This is a genomic window from Mycobacterium sp. IS-1496, assembly GCF_001499995.1.
Classification (GTDB): domain Bacteria; phylum Actinomycetota; class Actinomycetes; order Mycobacteriales; family Mycobacteriaceae; genus Mycobacterium.
The window spans coordinates 1-18,508 of the sequence record NZ_LQIU01000067.1 but is presented as its reverse complement, the minus strand read 5'-3'; the positions used below and the strand labels follow the sequence as shown (position 1 = coordinate 18,508).

Here is an 18,508-nt window from a genome sequence, read left to right as displayed (position 1 = left end):
ATGGCGTTCGCGGTGCGAGCCGCGTCGGCCTGCGTCACGGCGCGTCCTCGCGCGAGGCGCTCCACGACGCCGTCAACGCGGCCAGGTCGTCCGCGGACAGGCCGGACGCGCTCATCGGTGCGTGGGCGGTGTCCCGGCCGGCCGCGCCGCCGGCGGTCACGGTCTTCTCGTCGACGGCGGCGGCGAGGTCGTGCAGTGTGGGCTGTTCGAACACCATCCGGGCGGTCAGTCCGAGTCCCGCGTCGCGGGCCCGCGCGGCGAGTTGCACGGCGAGGATGCTGTCCCCGCCGAGGCTGAAGAAGTCGTCGTACCGTCCGGTGACCTCGACATCGAGGACCTCGCCGAGCAGGGTCGCCAGCGCGCGTTCGGTGTCGGTGGCCGGTGGCTCGCCGGTCTGATCCACCACCCGGGCGGGGGGCCCGTCGGCGCGGTCGTCCGAGCCGACCAGTTCGAGCACACCGTGGGCACTCCACCGGGCCCGGTCGCCGGTGCGGTGCAACCGGGTACCCGGGCGCGCGCCGTACGGGTGGGCGACGAGCCGGGTCGCGGTCAGCGCGGCCCCGTTCCAGTGCGCGGCAGCCAGCGGACCGCCCGCGGTGTACACGTCCCCGACCACACCGACCGGCACCGGTCGCAACGCCTGGTCCAGTACGAAGACGTCGCCGCCGCCCCACTGTTCGACGATGCGCTGCCGTTCACCGGGCGCACCGATGTCGAGGTCGTCGATCGTCAGGTCGGGCTGCTCGGCGAACGCCGCCACCACCCGCCCGAGCCAGCCGACGAACCGCTGTGCGGTCTCACGGCTGTAGAGCTCGGGTCGGTAGATCACGTGGCCCCGGTATCCGCCGCCCCCGTCGGAGGCGAAGAAGTTCAGCGACAGGTCCGCGTGCGCGGCGTCGAACGTCGGCTCGAGCACCGTGACCGTGGTGTCACCGCCGGGGCCGTGGTCGATCACGCGGTTCTCGGGCAGTTGTTCGCGCACGTGTACCACGACGCTGAACAGCGGGTTGCGCGCCAGGGTGCGCACCGGGCTGACCGCGTCGACGACCTGGTCGAACGGCAGGTCCTGGTGGGCGTAGGCGTCCAGCGCCATCTCGCGGGCACGTCGGCACACCTCCCGCAGGGTGGGGTTGCCGCGAAGGTCGTTGCGCAGCACCAGGATGTTGATGAAGAACCCCACCAGCTGGTCGAGCTCCGGTTCGGACCGGCCGGCCACCGGGGTGCCCAGCGGGACGTCGGGACCGCTGCCTGCCTTGTGCAGCACCACGGCCACCGCCGCCTGCAGCAGCATGAACTCGGTGACCCCGAGCTCGCGGCACAGCGCCGACAGCTTGTCGCGGGTGGCCCCGTCGATGTGGAACTCGACCGCCTCGGCCAGTCCGCTGGGCACCGGCGGCCTCGTGAAGTCGGGGCGCAGCCCCGACTCCTCGGGCAGCCCCGCCAGCTGGCGGGCCCAGTAGTCGCGCTGCGGACCGGTGATGCCGGCGTCGTCGGCGAGCAGCGCGCTCTGCCAGGCCCCGAAGTCGGCGTACTGCACGGGAAGCGGCGCCCAGGCGGGAGCCTCGCCCGCGACCCGCGCCCGGTAGGCCGTCAGCAGATCGGCGAACAGCACGGTGGCCGACCAGTGGTCGCCCGCGATGTGGTGCATCACCACCGACAGCACGTGATCTTCCGAAGGCGAGCGCAGCGAGCCGACTTCCGACCCGGCAACGCTCAGGACGGCGGGCCGGATCGGGCGGTCATGCTCGAGGTCGAAGACGTGGCCGCGTTCACGGTCGAGTTCGGCGCGCAGCCACTCCTCGCCGTCGCCGTGGGCGCGTCGCACCGTCACCGGTTCGGCGGGCAGCACGATCTGGTGTGGCACACCGTCGATCTCCCGGTACACGGTGCGCAGGATCTCGTGCCGGTCGATCACGTCACCGATGGCGGCGACCAACGCGTCGACATCGCACGGTCCGCGCAACCGCGCGGCGAAGGGGATGTTGTTGACGACGCTGGGCCCGTCGACGCGGTAGGCGAACCAGGACCGCAGCTGGGCCGATGAGAGCGGTGCCGGGCCGTCGAGGTGCAGCGGCATCAGCCGCGGACGCACGGGGCCACCTCCCCCCGCCCGCACGGCGTCGATGTGGCCGGCGAGCTGCGCCACGGTCGCCAGTTCGAAGACCTCCTGGACGCCGATGTCGATGCCGCACGAGGTACGCACGGCAGCAACGAGTTTCGTCGCCAGCAGCGAGTGCCCGCCGAGGTCGAAGAACGAGTCGTCGGCGCCGATGTCCCCATCGCGGCCGAGCAGTTCACCGAACAGCCGGGCGATCTCGCGTTCGGTGTCGGTCGCGGGTTCGCGGAACTCGACGGTCGAGGTGAGCTCCGGTTGGGGCAGCGCGGCCCGGTCGATCTTGCCGTGCGCCGTGATCGGGATCTCGTCGATCACCACGTACGCCGCGGGCACCATGTACTCGGGCAGCGCCGCGGCCACCCGCGCGCGGATGCGGTCGACGGCCACCGAGTCGCGGTCCTCGCCGCTCACCGGCGTCAGATACCCGACCAGGCTCTTGCCCACATTCGGCAGTTCGCTGACCACCACCACTGCCTGTCCGACGCTCGGGTCGACGGAGATCGCGGCCGCCACGTCACCGAGTTCGATGCGGAAGCCGCGGATCTTCACCTGCTCGTCGGCGCGCCCGACGAATTCGATGTCCCCGTCGGCGTTGCGGCGGGCGAGGTCACCCGACCGGTACAGCCGGCCACCGGGGGTGAACGGATCGGCCACGAAGCGCTCGGCGGTGAGCCCGGGCCTGCGGTGGTAGCCGTGCGCCACATGTGTTCCACCGATGTAGATCTCGCCGATCACCCCGACGGGCACCGGTTGCAGTGCATCGTCGAGCAGGTGCATCTGCGTGTTGATCTTCGGGCGGCCGATCGGCACGATGCGGGTGCCCTGCTTGCCTTCCACCTTGTAGCGGCTGGCGTTGATCACGGTCTCGGTCGGACCGTAGAAGTTGTGCAGCAGCGCATCGAAGGTGGCGTGGAACTTGTCGGCCACCTCACCGGGCAGGGGTTCACCCCCGATCGGCACACGCTGCAGGGTCCGCCACTGACTCACCCCCGGCAGCGACAGGAACAGACCGAGCAGCGACGGCACGAAATGCATTGCGGTGATGCCTTCGTCGCGCAACAGCTCGGTGAGGTACCCGATGTCGTTGAGCCCGCCGGGCCGGTGGATGACGATCCTGGCGCCGCAGGCGAGCATGCCGAAGATCTCGGCGATCGACACGTCGAAGCTCGGCGAGGCGACCTGCAGGAGCCGGTCTTTGGCGTCGACCTGGTACTCGTCCTTGAACCAGACGAAGTACTCCGCGACGGGGCGGTGCGGCACGGGGACGCCCTTGGGCAGTCCGGTGGTGCCGGAGGTGTAGATCAGGTAGGCGGTGTTGTCGGGCCGCAACGGCCGCACCCGGTCGGCGTCGGTCGGGTCGTGGACGGGCAGGGCGTCGAGCCCGGTGACCGGTTCGCGCAGCACGATTCGCGCGTCGCAGTCGCCGAGGATGAACGCCAGCCGGTCCTCGGGGTAGGTGGGATCGATCGGCACGTACACCGCACCGGCCTTCGCCACGCCCAGCGCCGCGACCACCAGCTCGGGCGACTTGTCGAGCAGCACCGCGACCCGGTCCTCGGCGCCGATGCCCTGGCCGATCAGCCAGTGCGCGAACCGGTTGGCGGTCTCGTTGATCTCCCGGTAGGTGTGGCGGCGGCCCTCGTAGACCACCGCGATCGCGTCGGGTGTGGCCGCCACCTGGGCGGCGATCAGGTCGGGCAGCGTGCGGGGCGCCGTGTCGAAGCGTTCGCCGGAGGCGGCGTCGTGCAGCCATCCGGTGTCCGCGGGGCTCATCAGGTCGAGGCGGGACAGCGACGTGTCGGGACGGTCGAGTGCGCTGTCGAGCAACACGACCAAGTGGTCCAGAAGCTGTTGGGCCAGTGCGGGTTCGATGATCTCGACCAGGTGCTCGAACTCGACCAGCGCACCCCCACCGGAGGGCTCGGCGTCGAACTCGACCATGACACCCAGCGGCAGCTGGGTGAGGTGGCTGCGCAGATCGGCCCGTTCGCAGCGCACGCCGGGCGGCGCGAATCCGAACCGGTCGGGTCCGCGGAAGCCGAAGCTGACCCTGGTCATCCGTTCGGTGCCGTGGCGGCGGTCGGGGTTGAGCTCGCGGACCACCTGGTCGAGGTTGATGCCCTGGTGGGCGAACGCGCCGAGGGCGGTGTCGCGGGCCTGGGTCAGCATGTCGCGGAACGACATCGACGCCTTCGGCTGCAGCCGCATCGCGACGGTGTTGCCGTAGTAGCCGATGCGGCCCTCCGTGCCGGTGCCGCGATTGAGCACCGGGGTGGCGACGAGGAAGTCGTCGGCGTGGGTGTAGCGGTGGATCAGCGTTCCGAATACGGCCAGCAACACCGCATACGGCGTGCATCCGGTGTCGCGCGCCAGGTCGACGACCCGCCGGGTCCTCTCGGCGTCGAGCGTGACGCTGGTCCGCGCGGAGCGGAGGCTGGTCGGCACCGCCGAACCGGTCGGCCCGGGAAGTTCCAGCGGCTCGGGCGGATCGGCCAGCACCCGACGCCAATAGGCGAGGTCGTCCGCGGCGTCCCGGGGAGCAGCGGGGACGTGCGGATCCAGCTCCTCCCCCGCGTCGCCCCGGGTGTAGGCGCGCGTGAGGTCGCCGAAGAACACCTCCCAGGACCCGTCGTCCCAGGCGATGTGGTGGGCCACCAGCAGCATGACGTACTCGTCGATCCCGATGCGCACCATGGTGATCCGCAACGGCGCGTCGGTGGACAGGTCGAACGGCGCCGCGAACTCCCGCTGGGCGAGGACCTCGAGTCGGAGCCGCTGCGCCTGCTGGTTCGCCAGGCCGGTCAGGTCGTGTTCGACCCAGCCGGGACGCAGATCGGCGTGCACGGTGGGACGGGGTTCGCCGGTGTCGTCTGCGGTGTAGGTGGTGCGCAGCACGGGGTGTCTGTGCGCGACGGCGTTGAGGGCGGCGCGCAGCGCGGCGAGGTCGACGGCGCCGCTGATGCGGTAGGACAGGCAGACGTTGAGCAGTGCGCCGGACGGGTCGGCGGTCTGGACGAACCACATCCGCTGCTGCCCCTCGGACAGTTCCCGGGTCGAGGGCTCGGTCGCGACGTTCCGTGACGACAGCCCGCGCTCGCTGAGCCTGCGGCGCAGCAGTTCCAGGCGGGCTTGGTCGTCCGGTGCGGCCAACCGTGATGCGGTGGTGTCAGTCACTGGGGTGTATCCACTTTCTCGTCGAGTTCGGCGACCAGTTCCGCGCCGGTGACACCGCCCAACAGCGTGGCGAGCGGGACCGTCCGGCCGATGACGCGCCGGAATCTCTTACGAAGGTCGAGAGCGAGCAGGGAGTCGACACCGAGGTCGAACAGCGACGCGTCGAGGTCGATCCCGGCAGGGTCGGTGATCTTGAGGACGGCCGCGAGTTCACCGCGCACGGCGACGGCGGTGTCCACCGGCGCGGCGACGGTCTCCGATGCCACCCGTGCGCGGACGGGTTCGTCACCGCCGGAGAGCATCCGGATGCGGTGCGGGTCGGCGGCGAACACCAGCGGATCGACGGTGTGATCGCGCAGGCTGGCCTCGATGGCCTGTCGGGGGGCCATCGGCCGCAGCCCGGACCGTTCGATGCGGGCGGTCTCGGCGGCGTCGACGATGCCCGAGCCGGTCTCGGACTGCCACAGCCCCCATCGCACGGCCGTGCATCGGCGACCGTCGGCGCGCAGCCGCTGAGCGGTCGCGTCGAGCATCCGGTTGGCCGCCGAATACACGGCGTGGCCGCGGCCGCCCCACAGCCCGGACACCGACGAGCACAGCAGGATGCGGGCATCCCGGCGCAGCGGCCACAGTTCAGCGATGTGGGCGAGACCGACGACCTTGGCGCTCAGCGTATTCGCGGCGGCCGCCGCATCGAGACGCTCGCCGGGTCCGAAGGTCGCCGCACCGGCGGCGTGGATCACCAGCGTCGCTCCGTCGCCCGCCGATCCGGCTGCGGCGCGGACGTTCTCGCGGTCGGTGAGGTCGCACGGCACCGACAGCACGTCGGCGCCGTGGGGTTCGGCGAGCCGCGCGAGCACTGTCGGGTCGACGGTGCGGCGGCTGAGCAGGACGATGCGTCGCGCGCCCCGGTCGGCGAGGTGGCGCGCGTAGTGCAGGCCGATCTCGCCCGCACCGCCGGTGATCACCACGTTGTCGAGCACGCCCGAGTCCAGCGACCAGGCCGGTGCGAGAGGGGCGTCGGACACGGCACGCCGGAACAGGACCGGACCCGCACCGTCGTCGCGGATCGCCAGCTCACCCGCTCCCGACAACAGCGTGTCGACCAGCGCCGCGTCGACCGGCACGTCGGCGGACAGATCGAGGTGGTGGAAGCCGAGGTCGTGGCTATCGAGCCCGAGGCTGCGGTGCATCGCGGCGGTCGCGGCGGCCGACAGCGTCAGCGGCTCGCCGGCCCGCACCTGTTCGCCGGCCACGGTGACCAGCCAGATGTCCCGGCACCGCGGCCCGGCCGAGGCGGGGTAGCGCAGCGCGCCGGCACGCACCAGTTCGGTGACCGCCGCGACGGCGGTGCCGGCGTCGGGGCCGTCCGCGGATTGCGGTGCGACGACGACCATCACGTCCGCGTCGTCCGCGGTGGTGAGTGCCGCGCGGGGGTGCTCGCCGACGACCTCGCGCAGCCGCTCTCCGAGCGCACCGGCGGCGCCGAGGTCCAGCACGGTCACGGCGACCGGTGCCGCGGACACCGGCGGGGCGCTGTCGCCCACCGGCTGCCAGACCTCCTGTGCCACGGTGATCTCCGCGGACGCGGGCCGCGGTTCGGGTGCCGCCCACATCGGTGTGGCACGCATCGGCGCGTTCGGGAAGCCGCGCAGCCGATTCCCGGTGCGAGCGACCGCGTCGCGCCAGCCGTAGCCCGGATGCGACGCGGTCGCGGCCGCGAGATTGGCCGACAGCGCCTCGCAGATCGCGATGTCGCGTCTGCCCGATCCGACGAGGGTGGCGGCGGTGTCGCCGAGCAGATCCCCCATCGCGAACAGCAGCTGTGGGTGTGCCGACAGCTCGACGAATATGCCTGCCCCGCAGCGCAATGCCGACGCGAAGGCGCGGTCGAACCGCACGACGGCGCGCAGGTTGCGGTACCAGTAGTCGCCGAACGCCGTGCCCGCGGGCACCACGTCGCCGGTGGCGCCACCGATGAACTGCACCGGGGTGTCGGCGAAGACCCTCTGCGGCAGCCGGTTCACGAAGTCGTCCCGCAGAGGTTCGAGGATGCTGGTGTGCACCGGGAAGCCGACGGTGATCTCGCGCGCGAACCGGCCCTGTTCACGCACTCGCGCGACGGCCGCCGAGACGGCTTGTCGGTCACCGGATACCGCGACCGAGGTCGTGGCGTTGACCACCGACAGCTCGAGCCAGCCCGGTGTGGCCGCGATGACCTGCTGCGCGGCGTCGGGGTCCACGCCCAGTACGGCGACGGCGTGGTCGCCGGGCAGTCGATCGACCACGCCGGCGCGGGCGATGACCACCGCCACCGCATCGGCCAGCGTGATCGCGCCGGCGATGTAGGCGGCCCCGATCTCGCCGAGACTGTGTCCGACGGCGAGGTCGGGCAGCACCCCGTGGGACCGCCAGACGTGGGCGAGCGCGACGGCGTGGGTGAACTGCGCGCCCTCGATCTCCGTCTCCGAGAAGTCGCCCTCCGACGTGGTCAGGTACCGCATCGGCGATTCCGCGCCCGCCGCGGTGAACGCCTGCGCACAGGCGTCGGCCGCCGCCCGGTACTGCGGCAACTCCCGGTAGGCCCGCGCCCCCATCGACGGCCACTGTGTGCCTTGTCCGGGGAAGACGAATGCGATGCGGGTGGCGGAACCCGCGGCGCCGCGGGTGACCAGAGGGTGGTCGGCTCCGGCGGCGACCGCCCGCAGACCGTCCTCCAGTTCGTCGCGGTCACCGGCCCGCACCACGGCCCGGTACCGCCGCACGCGGCGAGTGGCGATCAGATGGTCGGCCACATCGGCGACCGAGGCCGCCCGGTTGCGGTCCAGATAGCTCAGCACGGTCCCGGCGCCCTCGGCGACGAGATCGTCGGCATGCGCGCTGAGCAGCACCGGCATCCGCCCGTCGGGCCACCGGTCCGGCCGCGTCACTTCGCTTCCCGCGGCCGGTCCGGCACGGCCACCACGACGTGGGTGTTGGTACCGCTCATGCCGAACGCCGACACCGCGCCCACGCGTTCGCCGTTGCGGGCCGGCCACGGCGTGAGCTTGTCCGCCAGCCGCAGAGCGCTGCTGTCCCAGTCGATCTCGCGACTGGGCTCGTCGACGTGCAGGGTGGGCGGGATGGTGGCGTGCTCGGCGGCGACGAGAACCTTCGCCAGCCCGAGGGCGCCCGCGGCCGACTGGGTGTGCCCGATGTTGGACTTGACCGAACCGAGCAGCGGTCCCCGGCCGGGTGCGGCGTCGCCGTAGGTGGCGGCCAGCGAGTGCAGTTCGGTCTTGTCGCCGAGCCGTGTTCCGGTGCCGTGGCCTTCGATCATGCCGACGTCTTCGGGCGTGATGCCGGCCTGCCGCATCGCCTTGCCGAACAGGCGGGTCTGGGCGCTCTCGCTGGGCGCGGTCAGCCCGACGGTGCGGCCGTCGGAGTTGATGCCGGTGGCGCGGACCTCGGCGAGGACGTCACGGCCGTCCCGTACCGCACCCGACTTGCGTTGCAGCACGAACAGTCCCGCCCCCTCCGCCCAGACGGCGCCGCTGGCGTGTGCGCTGTAGGGCCGGCAGTGGCCGTCGTCGGAGAGTGCGTGCTGTGTGGAGAATTCGGCGAAGTACCCCGGGGAACCCATCACGCACACACCGCCGGTCAGCGCGATGTCGCAGTCGCCGGACCGCAGGGCCTGCACCGCGAGGTGGAAGGCGGACAGCGCCGAGGAGCACGAGGTGTCGACGGTGACGGCGGGGCCCGCCAGGTCGAGCGTGTAGGCGATGCGTCCGGAGATGACCCCCAGCGAGGTCCCGGTGATCAGATGGCCGCTGTGGTGCGAGAACTCGGAGAGCGCGGGCCCGTACTCCAGTGCGGAGGCGCCGAGGTAACAGCCGACGTCGTGGCCGGCGAGGTCGTCGGGGTTGATGCCGCCGTTCTCCAGCGCGCGCCACGCCAGGCGTAGGGCCACCCGCTGCTGCGGGTCCATCGCGACGGCTTCGCGCGGCGAGATGCCGAAGAATTCAGGATCGAATGCCGTTGCGCTGGAGAGAAACCCGCCGAGGTCGTGGATCGGTTTGAAGCCCTCGCGCCGGGACCCGGCGAACAACTCGCGCAGCGACCAGCCGCGGTCGGTGGGAAACGGGCCCAGCGCTTCGCGCTGTTCGGACAGCAACGTCCAGTAGTCCTCCGGCGTGTCGATGCCACCGGGCGCCTCCACCGCCATCCCGACGATGACGACGGGATCCGCCTCCGGGACGACGCGGCTCGTGCCGGTCATCCGCCGCCCACCAGTGCGGCCACCTCGTCGAGGTGCTCGTCGAGGTAGAAGTGACCGCCCTGGAACGTCGACAGCGTGAACCGGCCCGCGGTGTGAGAGGCCCAGCGCCGCGACCACTCCTGGCTGATCCGGTGGTCGCGGTCACCGCGCAGGGCGTGGATGTCGGCGCGGATCCGCTCGTCGCGCCCGCAGGCGTAGCCGCTCAACGCGCGGTAGTCGGCCTGCACCGCCATCACGAGCAGTTCGACGAAGTCCTCGTCCTCGAGCAGCCGGGGGTCCGTGCCGCCGAGGTCCACCATGTCGGCAAGAACGTCGCGGTCGGTGCTCGGCAACGGCGCGGCCTCGGCCACCGTCGACGGGGCCTGACCCGCCGACGCCCACAGGGTGCGCACGGTGACGCCGTGGCGTTCGGCGACCCGGGCGAACTCGAAGGCGACCACCGCGCCCATGCAGTGGCCGAACAGGTCGAGCGGGCCGAGACGGTCCCACGGCCCCGCGTCGAACAGCTGGGCGGCGAGGTCGCCGATGCTCTCGGCCGCGGGGTGCCGCAACCGGTCGGCGCGCTGCGGGTACTGGACGATGTAGGTGTCGATCCCGTTGCGGGAGAACGACGTCGCGAGTGCGCGGTAGGCCGCGGCGGCGCCGCCGGCGTGCGGGAACACGACGGCCGTCGCGCCACCTGTGCCCGGGAAGCGTTTCACCCAGGGTGCGAACTCCACGTGCTGCGCCGTCATCGCGACGCCTGCGCCGACGTCGAGTCGAGGGCGGACGCCACGTCGACCGCGTTCATGTCGGTGACTTCGAGGTAGAGCTCGGCCACGCCGTCGAGGCGGTCGCTGCCGGACTCGTGGTCGGCGAGCCGACGGGCCAATGCGCCGACGGTGCGGGCGGCGAAGATGTCGGTGACCATCACCCCGGGCGAATCGAGCCACTCACGGATCCGCGCCACGGTCTGGGTCGCCAGCACCGAATCGCCGCCGAGTTCGAAGAAGTCGTCGTCGGCGCCGACGCTGTCGCGGTCGAGCACGGTGGCCACGATGTCGGCCAGCGCCCGCTCGAGCGCCGTCGCCGGTGCGCGGTACGTCGGCGCCTGACCGTTCGCGCGTTCGACGATGCTGCGGGTCAGCTCCGCGGTGACGGCTCTGCGGTCGATCTTGCCGCCGACCGTGAACGGGATCGCCTCGACGAGCGCGATGTGACTCGGAACCATATGCGGCGGGACGAGTTCGGCCATGCGTCCGGTGAGGTCGTCGACCGTCAGCGCGGGGTCCGACGCCCGCACGATGGCGGTCAGTTGTTCGCCGCGTCCGTCACCGGGGGCCGCCAGCACGGCGGCCACCGCGGTGTCGACGCCGGCGATGCGGCGCAGCGCGGCCTCGACCTCGCCGAGTTCGATGCGGTAGCCGCTGATCTTGACGCGGTGGTCGGCGCGACCGACGAAGTCGATCTGCCCGTCGGGCAGGTATCGGACGAGATCACCGGTGCGGTACCAGGTTCGGCCGTCGTGGACGACGAAGCGTTCGGCGGTCAGATCGGGCCGGCCGCGGTAGCCGCGGGCGATCCCGCGCCCGCCGACCCAGAGTTCGCCGGGCACCCAGTCGGGGCAGTCCGCACCGTCGGCGGCCACGACGCGACAGGCGTTGTTCGGCAGCGGACGGCCGAACGGGACGGCGGACCACTCGTCCGGCAGTTCTCCGGGCTCGCAGATGGTGTTGTGGATCGCGGTCTCCGTCGCCCCACCGAGGCCGGCGAACCGCACATTCGGTGCGGCGTCGCGCAATTGCCGGACCATCTCGGTGCGCACCCAGTCGCCGCCGGTGGGGACCACGCGCACCGACGGCAGGGGGCCGCCGACCTCCAGCAGCATCTCCAGCCAGCCGGGCATCCAGTGCAGCACGGTCACCGAGTGCTCCTCGATCATCCGCGCCCAGCCGTCGGGGTCGCGGCGCTGCGCCTCGTCCACCACGACCAGCGACCCGCCGGCCCGCAGCATCCCGAAGACGTCGAGCACCGACAGATCGCCCTCCAGCGTGGACAGCGCCAGGCTGCGGTCCGACGGCCCGATCCCGAAGTGGCCGTTGATGAATTCGAGGGTGTTCATGGCCGCGGCGTGGGTGACCTCGACACCCTTGGGGGCGCCGGTCGAGCCGGAGGTGAACAAGACGTACGCGACCTGATCGGGGTCGATCACGGCCGGGGTGACGCCGTGGGTTCGCGACCCGACGCGGACCGCCTCGGCGATCGTCAGCGCGGGCAGGAACGGGGGCGGCTCGTCACCGCACGCGAGCGCCATCCGCACGCCTGCGGTGTGCAGGATGCTCTCCGCACGGTCGGCGGGCTGGTCGGCGCCGATGGGCACGTACACCGCACCCGCGGCGTGGACGGCAAGCAGCGCGGTCACCTGGTCGGCGCATTTGGGGCCCATCACCGCGACGGTGTCCCCCGGTGCGACGCCTGCCACCTGCAGGGCGCCGGTAACCGCCAGGACCCGCTCACGCAGTTTGGCATAGGTGAGGGTGCCGGTCGATCCGATCACCGCGGTGGCGTCGGGAGTTTGTGCGGCGCTGCGGAAGAACCCGTCGTGCAGCGCGTCGTCGCTGCGCTCGGCGATGGTCTCGAGGGCGCGGCGGACCGCGAGCTGGGCTGGTGGCACCGCTGGCGGATCGACAGCGTCCCACGCCGCGTCGTCGGTGGCGAGCCGCTCGAGTTCGGCGAGCTGATAGGCGAACATCGCGTCGATGACGCCGGGCCGGAAGGCATCCTCGCGGACGTCCCAGTTGACCAACAGACCGCCGTCGAACGGCGTCACCTGCGCGTCAAGCAGCACCTGCGGGCCCTGGGAGATGTGCCACACCGGGGTGCCGAACTGGTCGGTCACGTCGCCGGCGAACAGATCCCCGAGGCCGAGCGCACTGGTGAACACGAACGGCGCCAACGTCGGAGTGCCGTGGTGGCGGCTCAGGTCGCGCAGCACCGACAGACCCGAGTACGTGGCGTGCGCCGCGGAGGTGTGCAGGGCCTCCTGCATCACCCGGGCCCGCTGCGCCGGGGTGTGCGCCTCGGTGAAGTCGACGTCGAGCATCAGTGACGAGGTGAAATCGCCGACCAGCTTGTCGACGTCGGGGTGAAACGGCTCGCGGCCGAACATCGGCAGGTTGAGCAGGAAGTGGCGGCTGGTCGACCACCGGGCCAGCGTTCCTGCATACGACGCGGCGAACGCCATCGCCGGTGTGATGCCGCGCGCGCGGGCCGCGGCGAACAGCCGGTCACGGGTGCCGGTGTCGAGGAAGTGCCAACGCCTGGCGCCGCGGCGCGGGTCACGCTGTTCGGCGCGTGGTACCAGCGGCAGCGCTGGCGGTTCGGGGAGTTCGGGGATCCGCTCGGTCCACCATCGGCGGTCCTCGTCGGCGTTGGGCGTGGGCGTCGCGGTGAACGCGCTGCGGTATTCGCGGTAGCTGTAGCGCAATGCGGGCAGCTCCACCCCGCGGTAGAGCGCGGCGAGGTCGGCCATGAAGTTGCGGTAGCTGACGGCGTCGGCGGCCTGCATGTCGAGATCGACGTGCAGGCGGGTACGTCCCCCGGGCAGCAGGGTCAGCGCCAGCTCCAGCACCTCGCCCTCGAGCATCTGGTGGGACTTGGCGTGGCGGATGACCTCGAGCTGTTCGTCGGCCGCGGCGGTGTCGAGGTGGCTCAGGTCGGTGACCTTGACGGGCAGTTCGCGGTCACTGATGCGCTGCATCCCGTCGCCGAGGATGTCGACGCGCAGCATGGGGTGCCGCGCGGCGAGCCGGGCGGCCGCGGCGCCGAGGCGTTCGGGATCGACATCTGTTCCGTCGAATTCGACGTACAGGTGTGCGGCCACGCCGCCGAGTTCGGTGAGTTCGTTGCGGCCCACCCACAGTGCGTGCTGGATCGGGGCGAGCGGGAACGGCGCGTCGGGGTCCGCGCTCACCGCGATCTCCGGCGATTCCGGTGCGGCGCCGGGGTTTTCGACGGTGCGCTCGCCGACGAGTCGCGTCCAGGCGGCCACGGTGGGGTTCGCCGCCATCGCCGCGAACCGCACGTCGATGCCCTGCTTCCGCCAGCGCCCCGACAGCGACATCATGCGGATGGAGTCCAGACCGGAGGCGATGAGGTCGGCGTTCGGGTCGAGTTCGGACTGGTCGACACCCAGAAGTTCGGCAACCTCGGCCCGTACAGTCTGCGAACTGGTCACAACGGCCTCCACCGCGTTCCTCCAAGTCAACGTAGGCTGCCCTAACTTCAGGAAGGCTATCCTATATTCAGGGAGTCGAACACTCCTACCCAGAGGGGCCTTTCCGCGCGATGAGCACCGGATTCCAGCATGTGCAGAGCGACCTGGTCGAGGGCTTCGTCCCCTTCCCCGAAGACCGCGCCGAGAAGTATCGGCGGGCGGGGTACTGGGCGGGGCGGCCGCTCGAATCGCTGCTCCTCGACGCGGCGCAGCGACGGCCCGACCACCCCGCGGTCGTCGACGCCGATGAATCCCTCACGTTCTCCGAGCTGACCGCGCGCGCCGACACCGACGCGGCGGCGCTGGCCGGACTCGGCATCCGTCCGGGTGACCGGGTGCTGCTGCAGCTGCCCAACTCCGTCCGATTCGCGGTCGCGTTCTTCGGCCTGTTGCGGGCGGGCGCGGTTCCGGTGATGTGCCTACCGGGCCATCGCACCGCCGAGCTGGGGCACTTCGCCGACGTCAGCGGCGCGGTGGCACTGATCCTCCCCGATGAGGTCGGCGGATTCGACCACCGGGAGATGGCCGCCCAGCTGGTGGCCGACCGCCCGGCCCTGCGACACGTGCTCGTCGACGGCGATCCCGGGCCGTTCGTATCGTGGACCGAGCTGATCGAGGGCGGCGGCGTGACAACGGAGATCGGCCCCGTCGACACCTCGCTGCCGGCCCTGCTGCTGGTCTCGGGCGGGACCACCGGACTGCCCAAGCTGATTCCCCGCACCCACGACGACTACGTCTACACCGCGGTGTCGAGCGCCCAGGCATGTCACTTCACCGCCGACGACGTCTATCTGGTGGCGCTGCCCGCCGGCCACAACTTCCCGTTGGCCTGTCCCGGCATGCTCGGGGCGATGACCGTCGGCGCCACGACGGTGTTCACCGCCGACCCCAGCCCCGAGGAGGCGTTCGCGCTCATCGACAGGCACCGGGTCACCGTCACCGGATTGGTCAACGCGCTGGGCAAGCTGTGGGCGCAGGCGTGCGAGTGGGAACCGGTGCTGCCGACGTCGCTGCGCCTGGTGCAGGTGGGCGGTTCGCGGATGAGCCCGGAGGAGGCGCGGTTCATCCTCGAACGCCTCACCCCCGGGCTGTCCCAGATCTTCGGAATGGCCGAGGGCATGCTGAATTTCACGCGGCCCGGCGATCCGGTCGACGTCGTGGTGCACACCCAGGGCAGGCCCGTCTCCCCGCACGACGAGATGCGGGTGGTCGACGAATCCGGCGCCGAGGTCGCCCCGGGTGAGGAAGGTGAGCTGTTGGTGCGCGGGCCGTACACACTCAACGGGTACTACCGCGCCGACGAGGCGAACGCCCGGTCCTTCAGCCCCGACGGCTTCTACCGCACCGGGGATCGGGTGCGGATCTTCGCCGACGGCCCGCTGGCCGGCAACGTCGAGGTGACCGGCCGCATCAAGGACGTCATCCACCGCGGCGGTGAGACGGTCTCGGCGACCGACCTCGAGGACCATCTGCTGACCCATCCCGCGATCTACTCGGCCGCCGCAGTCGCCGTGCCCGACGATTATCTGGGCGAGAAGATCTGTGCGGCAGTGATTTTCCGCGGTAAGCCGCTGACTCTCGCCGAACTCAACACGTTCCTCGACGAACGTGGCGCCTCGACCCACGCCCGACCCGACGTGCTGGCGCCGATGCCGTCGCTGCCGCTCACCGCGGTCGGCAAGGTCGACAAGAAGAAGATCGTCGCGCAGCTGAGCGGGTGAGTGCCTCGCAGCGGAGCAGGACCGTGCCACCCGGGAAGGTGCGGTTCTCACCGGCTCGGCATGTTCACGTCGACGTTCCAGCGCAATCGGTAGAGCCGACCCCACCTGCTGCAGCACGTCGTCGACCTGACGCCCGTCCAGCGCGGCGAGGACGCGATCGGCATCTCCCGCCGCGATGGCTGACCGCAGCTCGCGCAGGTCGACGGAGCGAACTTACTTCTGTCCAGGCCACCCGGGCATCAGCATCGGATGTCGCTGAGCCGGTCTCTTCGGAATCCGGCTGTCCCCGTCATCGTCGGCCCACCGGCGCCCCGTACTGGTCCGGAATGCTGCCCCAGCCCCGGTAGGGCAAGGGCTTCTTCGGTGCGGTTCCCAACATCTCGCGGGGGTCGATCTTGTCCTCGCCCACCACACAGCGGTGGGTCCAGTCATCGCCCAGGTCGAAGACGAACCGGAACTCCGCTCCCGGCCCGACGACTCGAGCGACCTTGGCCGACTCGGTGTCCAACGGCTGCGTGATCGGCCCGTGGCTCCACCCGGCCATCTCAACACCCGTGTGGGCGTCGGTGATCACTCGGCCGTCAGCCAGGGTGAACATCGACTGGTGAGACCAGTCCCACCGCGCGAAACCGTCGTTGACGGCATCCGCCAACTCCATGAACGTGTGCGACGGCCCGACCGCGAAGACGCGGCCGGGCCATGGCCACAGGTCTTACCCACGCCCGCCCAGAAGCTCCACCGTCACTGACAACCATGTGCGCGCCATTCCCCGAGGATGGCATTCGGTCGTGGGACGTCATCACCTCAACCATTGTTTCGCTGGCACCTAACTCGCGATCGCGTCGCGGACGTCCAGCACGGCCGTGTCCGCCGCCGCGCGACCGGCGTCCGTGCCCACGGAGTCGTAGGCCACCAGCGAGGTTCCGACAGCCGTCGGAAAGAGGCGGGCAAAAGCCTCGTCGGCCACGCGGTTGCGGGCCGCCAGCACGGGCAGCAGCCGTTCGTCGCGCTGCATTTCGGTGGTGGCCGACGAACTGGCGGCGGCGAGCCGCTCACCGATGCGAGCTGCGTAGGCGACGAGGAAGGCCAGCCTGAACGACTTGGTGCGCGTCTGCCCCCGGACGCCGTGGAGGCGTCCGGCAACGAGCATCGCCCGGTTGGCCTGCACCAGCAGCGAAGTGGTGAGCAGATCGACCAGCTCCAGGTCAGTCTCCGAACCGACGGTGACGACGCACCCCAGGTTCTTGATCCAGACGACGCGGCATCGATTGGCCTGTGCGACAGCTTCTACCAGGGCGACCTTGGCCGCCACATAGGGATTGTCTATCCAGATCCTGCGCACCGCGGCGACTGGCGTGCGCCCCTTGCCGTGATCGGCGACCGCCTCCTTCAAGGAGTGGCGCACCATGAGCGCCTGTGCCTTGGATGAGAGCGCCTCCGCTTCGTCCGGATACTCGGTGGCCTCGGCCTTGGCCAGCAGGGCGCGTACGCGAGCGAGCATCTTCTCGTCGACCTCCGTCGCCGCGCCGGATACGTGGCGGTGCTCTCCGGGCAATGGGAGCGTCCGCTGGAGAGTCGGGATCGTGGCCAGCAGGTGTGACACCTCGAGGACCACCCTCACCACCGCACGCTCGTCGACGGAATGCTCAGCGGCCCAACGCCACATCTGCGGTGCGGTCGGCGCGGCTCCCGTCGCGAGCTCGGCGAGTTCAGCACGCCAGCGCGGGTGAAGTGTCGGTGGAGAGTACCGCTGCGACTCCAACACGATCGCCTCATCGAGGTACCGCACGGCGGCTGCGTTGACCCTGCGGCGCGCCACCTCGTGCAGGTCCGTCGGCGACCACCCGTGCTGCCACGCCGCACGGATCGCTTCCTGCACGACGAGGTCGGCAGCGACGCCGAGTTCACGCTCGAAGCCGCGATGCTGCTCGAGGAGCTCAGCAGCACGCCACGGAGCGGGACCGAACGCGGCCGCGCTCAAGGCGATGATCAGGTTCTCGAGAATCTGTGCCCGGCCCAGCTCCGGATCGGACGGATTTGGCCCGGTGTTCGACCGGCGATGCTCATGCTCAGCGGCCGACCGGCGCCGGCGCCTCTGTTTGGCCATCCGCCTCTCGCGGTTGCTCTTGCCCATGCGCCGAAGTCTGGCGTACGGGTCTGACACCGAGGGGTGAGGCAACGTCGGCGCATTCCCGGCCCCGCTCCGCCCCTGCAGTCGGCCAGCAAGGCCCAGTGCTGCCGCCATGCCGGTGTGGCCGGCTCGGACGTCGATCTGCCATTTCGGATCATGTCTCGGTACATGCACGAAACTGATCCGGCAGCCGGAATCGTGACATCACTGCCGCCCGACCAGCATCAGCAAGACTTGTCGGTGGTCGAATGTATGTTCGAAGTATGTCCGGCAACGCCCTACAGGCCGCGGTGAGCGCGCTGCGTGCCGCCTTCGACTCGGTGGCTTCCTGTGATGTCGCGCTGCTTGATCGGCCCGAACTCGTTGCGGCGCTCGACGATCTCGAGACCCTGGGGTGCCAGCTTCCTGCGGTGAGCCACCGGTTGTTGGCCCGGCTGCAGGCCGAGGCGACACCGCAGCAGCTGGGCGCCACATCGTGGAAAGAGGTCCTCACGGTGCGGTGGCGGATCTCGGGGAGCGAGGCTCACCGCCGCCTCACCGAGGCCGCCTTGTTGGCGCCGCGCCAGGCGTTGACCGGCCCGTCGCTGCCGCCGGTGCTGCCGGCGACCGCGGCCGCCCAAGCGCTCGGATGCATCACCGGCGAACACGTGGACGTCATCCGCAAAGCGGTCGACAAACTGCCCGCATGGGTGGATACGGCCACCCGTGAGCAGTTCGAGGTCACCCTGGTCCGCACCGCGGTAGGGGTGGGCCCCAAAGAACTCAAGGACACCGCGGACCTCACGCTGTTCCTGCTCGACCAGGACGGTCCCGAGCCCGATGACACCGAACGCGCCCGCAAGCGTGGCGTGTC

The 18,508-nt window shown here is 71.0% G+C and carries 9 protein-coding genes; 2 read left to right on the top strand and 7 right to left on the bottom strand.

What is annotated here, in order from left to right; translation table 11 throughout:
• Positions 1–34: 34 nt before the first annotated feature.
• Genes AU195_RS22680 through AU195_RS22660 form a run of 5 tightly spaced genes read right to left on the bottom strand, consistent with a single transcriptional unit; the run spans position 35 to position 13,776 of the window.
• A complete protein-coding gene (locus tag AU195_RS22680) occupies positions 35–5,290 on the bottom strand; it encodes a non-ribosomal peptide synthetase (RefSeq protein ID WP_059161273.1) in 5,256 nt (1,751 codons plus the stop codon).
• Positions 5,287–8,220, bottom strand: coding sequence for a mycobactin polyketide synthase MbtD (mbtD, locus tag AU195_RS22675; protein WP_059161272.1), 2,934 nt, complete (start codon positions 8,218–8,220; stop codon positions 5,287–5,289). The genes AU195_RS22680 and mbtD overlap by 4 nt, the downstream gene beginning before the upstream one ends.
• Entirely contained in the window at positions 8,217–9,548 is a 1,332-nt protein-coding gene (locus AU195_RS22670) for a beta-ketoacyl [acyl carrier protein] synthase domain-containing protein (RefSeq protein ID WP_059161271.1), read from the bottom strand. Before AU195_RS22670 ends, mbtD begins: the two co-directional genes overlap by 4 nt.
• A complete protein-coding gene (locus AU195_RS22665) occupies positions 9,545–10,282 on the bottom strand; it encodes a thioesterase II family protein (RefSeq protein ID WP_059161270.1) in 738 nt (245 codons plus the stop codon). Before AU195_RS22665 ends, AU195_RS22670 begins: the two co-directional genes overlap by 4 nt.
• Positions 10,279–13,776 carry a non-ribosomal peptide synthetase gene (locus tag AU195_RS22660; protein ID WP_059161269.1) on the bottom strand — a complete coding sequence of 1,166 codons (3,498 nt, stop codon included), beginning with the start codon at positions 13,774–13,776 and terminating at the stop codon, positions 10,279–10,281. The genes AU195_RS22665 and AU195_RS22660 overlap by 4 nt, the downstream gene beginning before the upstream one ends.
• A gap of 98 nt (positions 13,777–13,874) precedes the next feature.
• Here AU195_RS22660 and AU195_RS22655 point away from each other — a divergent pair, with 98 nt between their 5' ends.
• The gene (locus tag AU195_RS22655; RefSeq protein ID WP_059161268.1) at positions 13,875–15,524 is read left to right on the top strand and encodes a (2,3-dihydroxybenzoyl)adenylate synthase; all 1,650 of its coding nucleotides are present in this window, start codon (positions 13,875–13,877) and stop codon (positions 15,522–15,524) included.
• A gap of 289 nt (positions 15,525–15,813) precedes the next feature.
• Here AU195_RS22655 and AU195_RS22650 read toward each other — a convergent pair whose 3' ends face one another.
• Together AU195_RS22650 and AU195_RS22645 are read right to left on the bottom strand one after the other, a co-directional pair.
• On the bottom strand, positions 15,814–16,182 hold the full coding sequence (locus tag AU195_RS22650) for a hypothetical protein (RefSeq protein ID WP_059161267.1): 369 nt from the start codon (positions 16,180–16,182) through the stop codon (positions 15,814–15,816).
• A gap of 168 nt (positions 16,183–16,350) precedes the next feature.
• Positions 16,351–17,658, bottom strand: coding sequence for a DUF2786 domain-containing protein (locus AU195_RS22645; RefSeq protein WP_059161266.1), 1,308 nt, complete (start codon positions 17,656–17,658; stop codon positions 16,351–16,353).
• 245 nt (positions 17,659–17,903) lie between these two features.
• Here AU195_RS22645 and AU195_RS22640 point away from each other — a divergent pair.
• On the top strand, positions 17,904–18,508 hold a 605-nt coding region (locus tag AU195_RS22640), incomplete at its 3' end, for a DUF222 domain-containing protein (protein ID WP_157531224.1).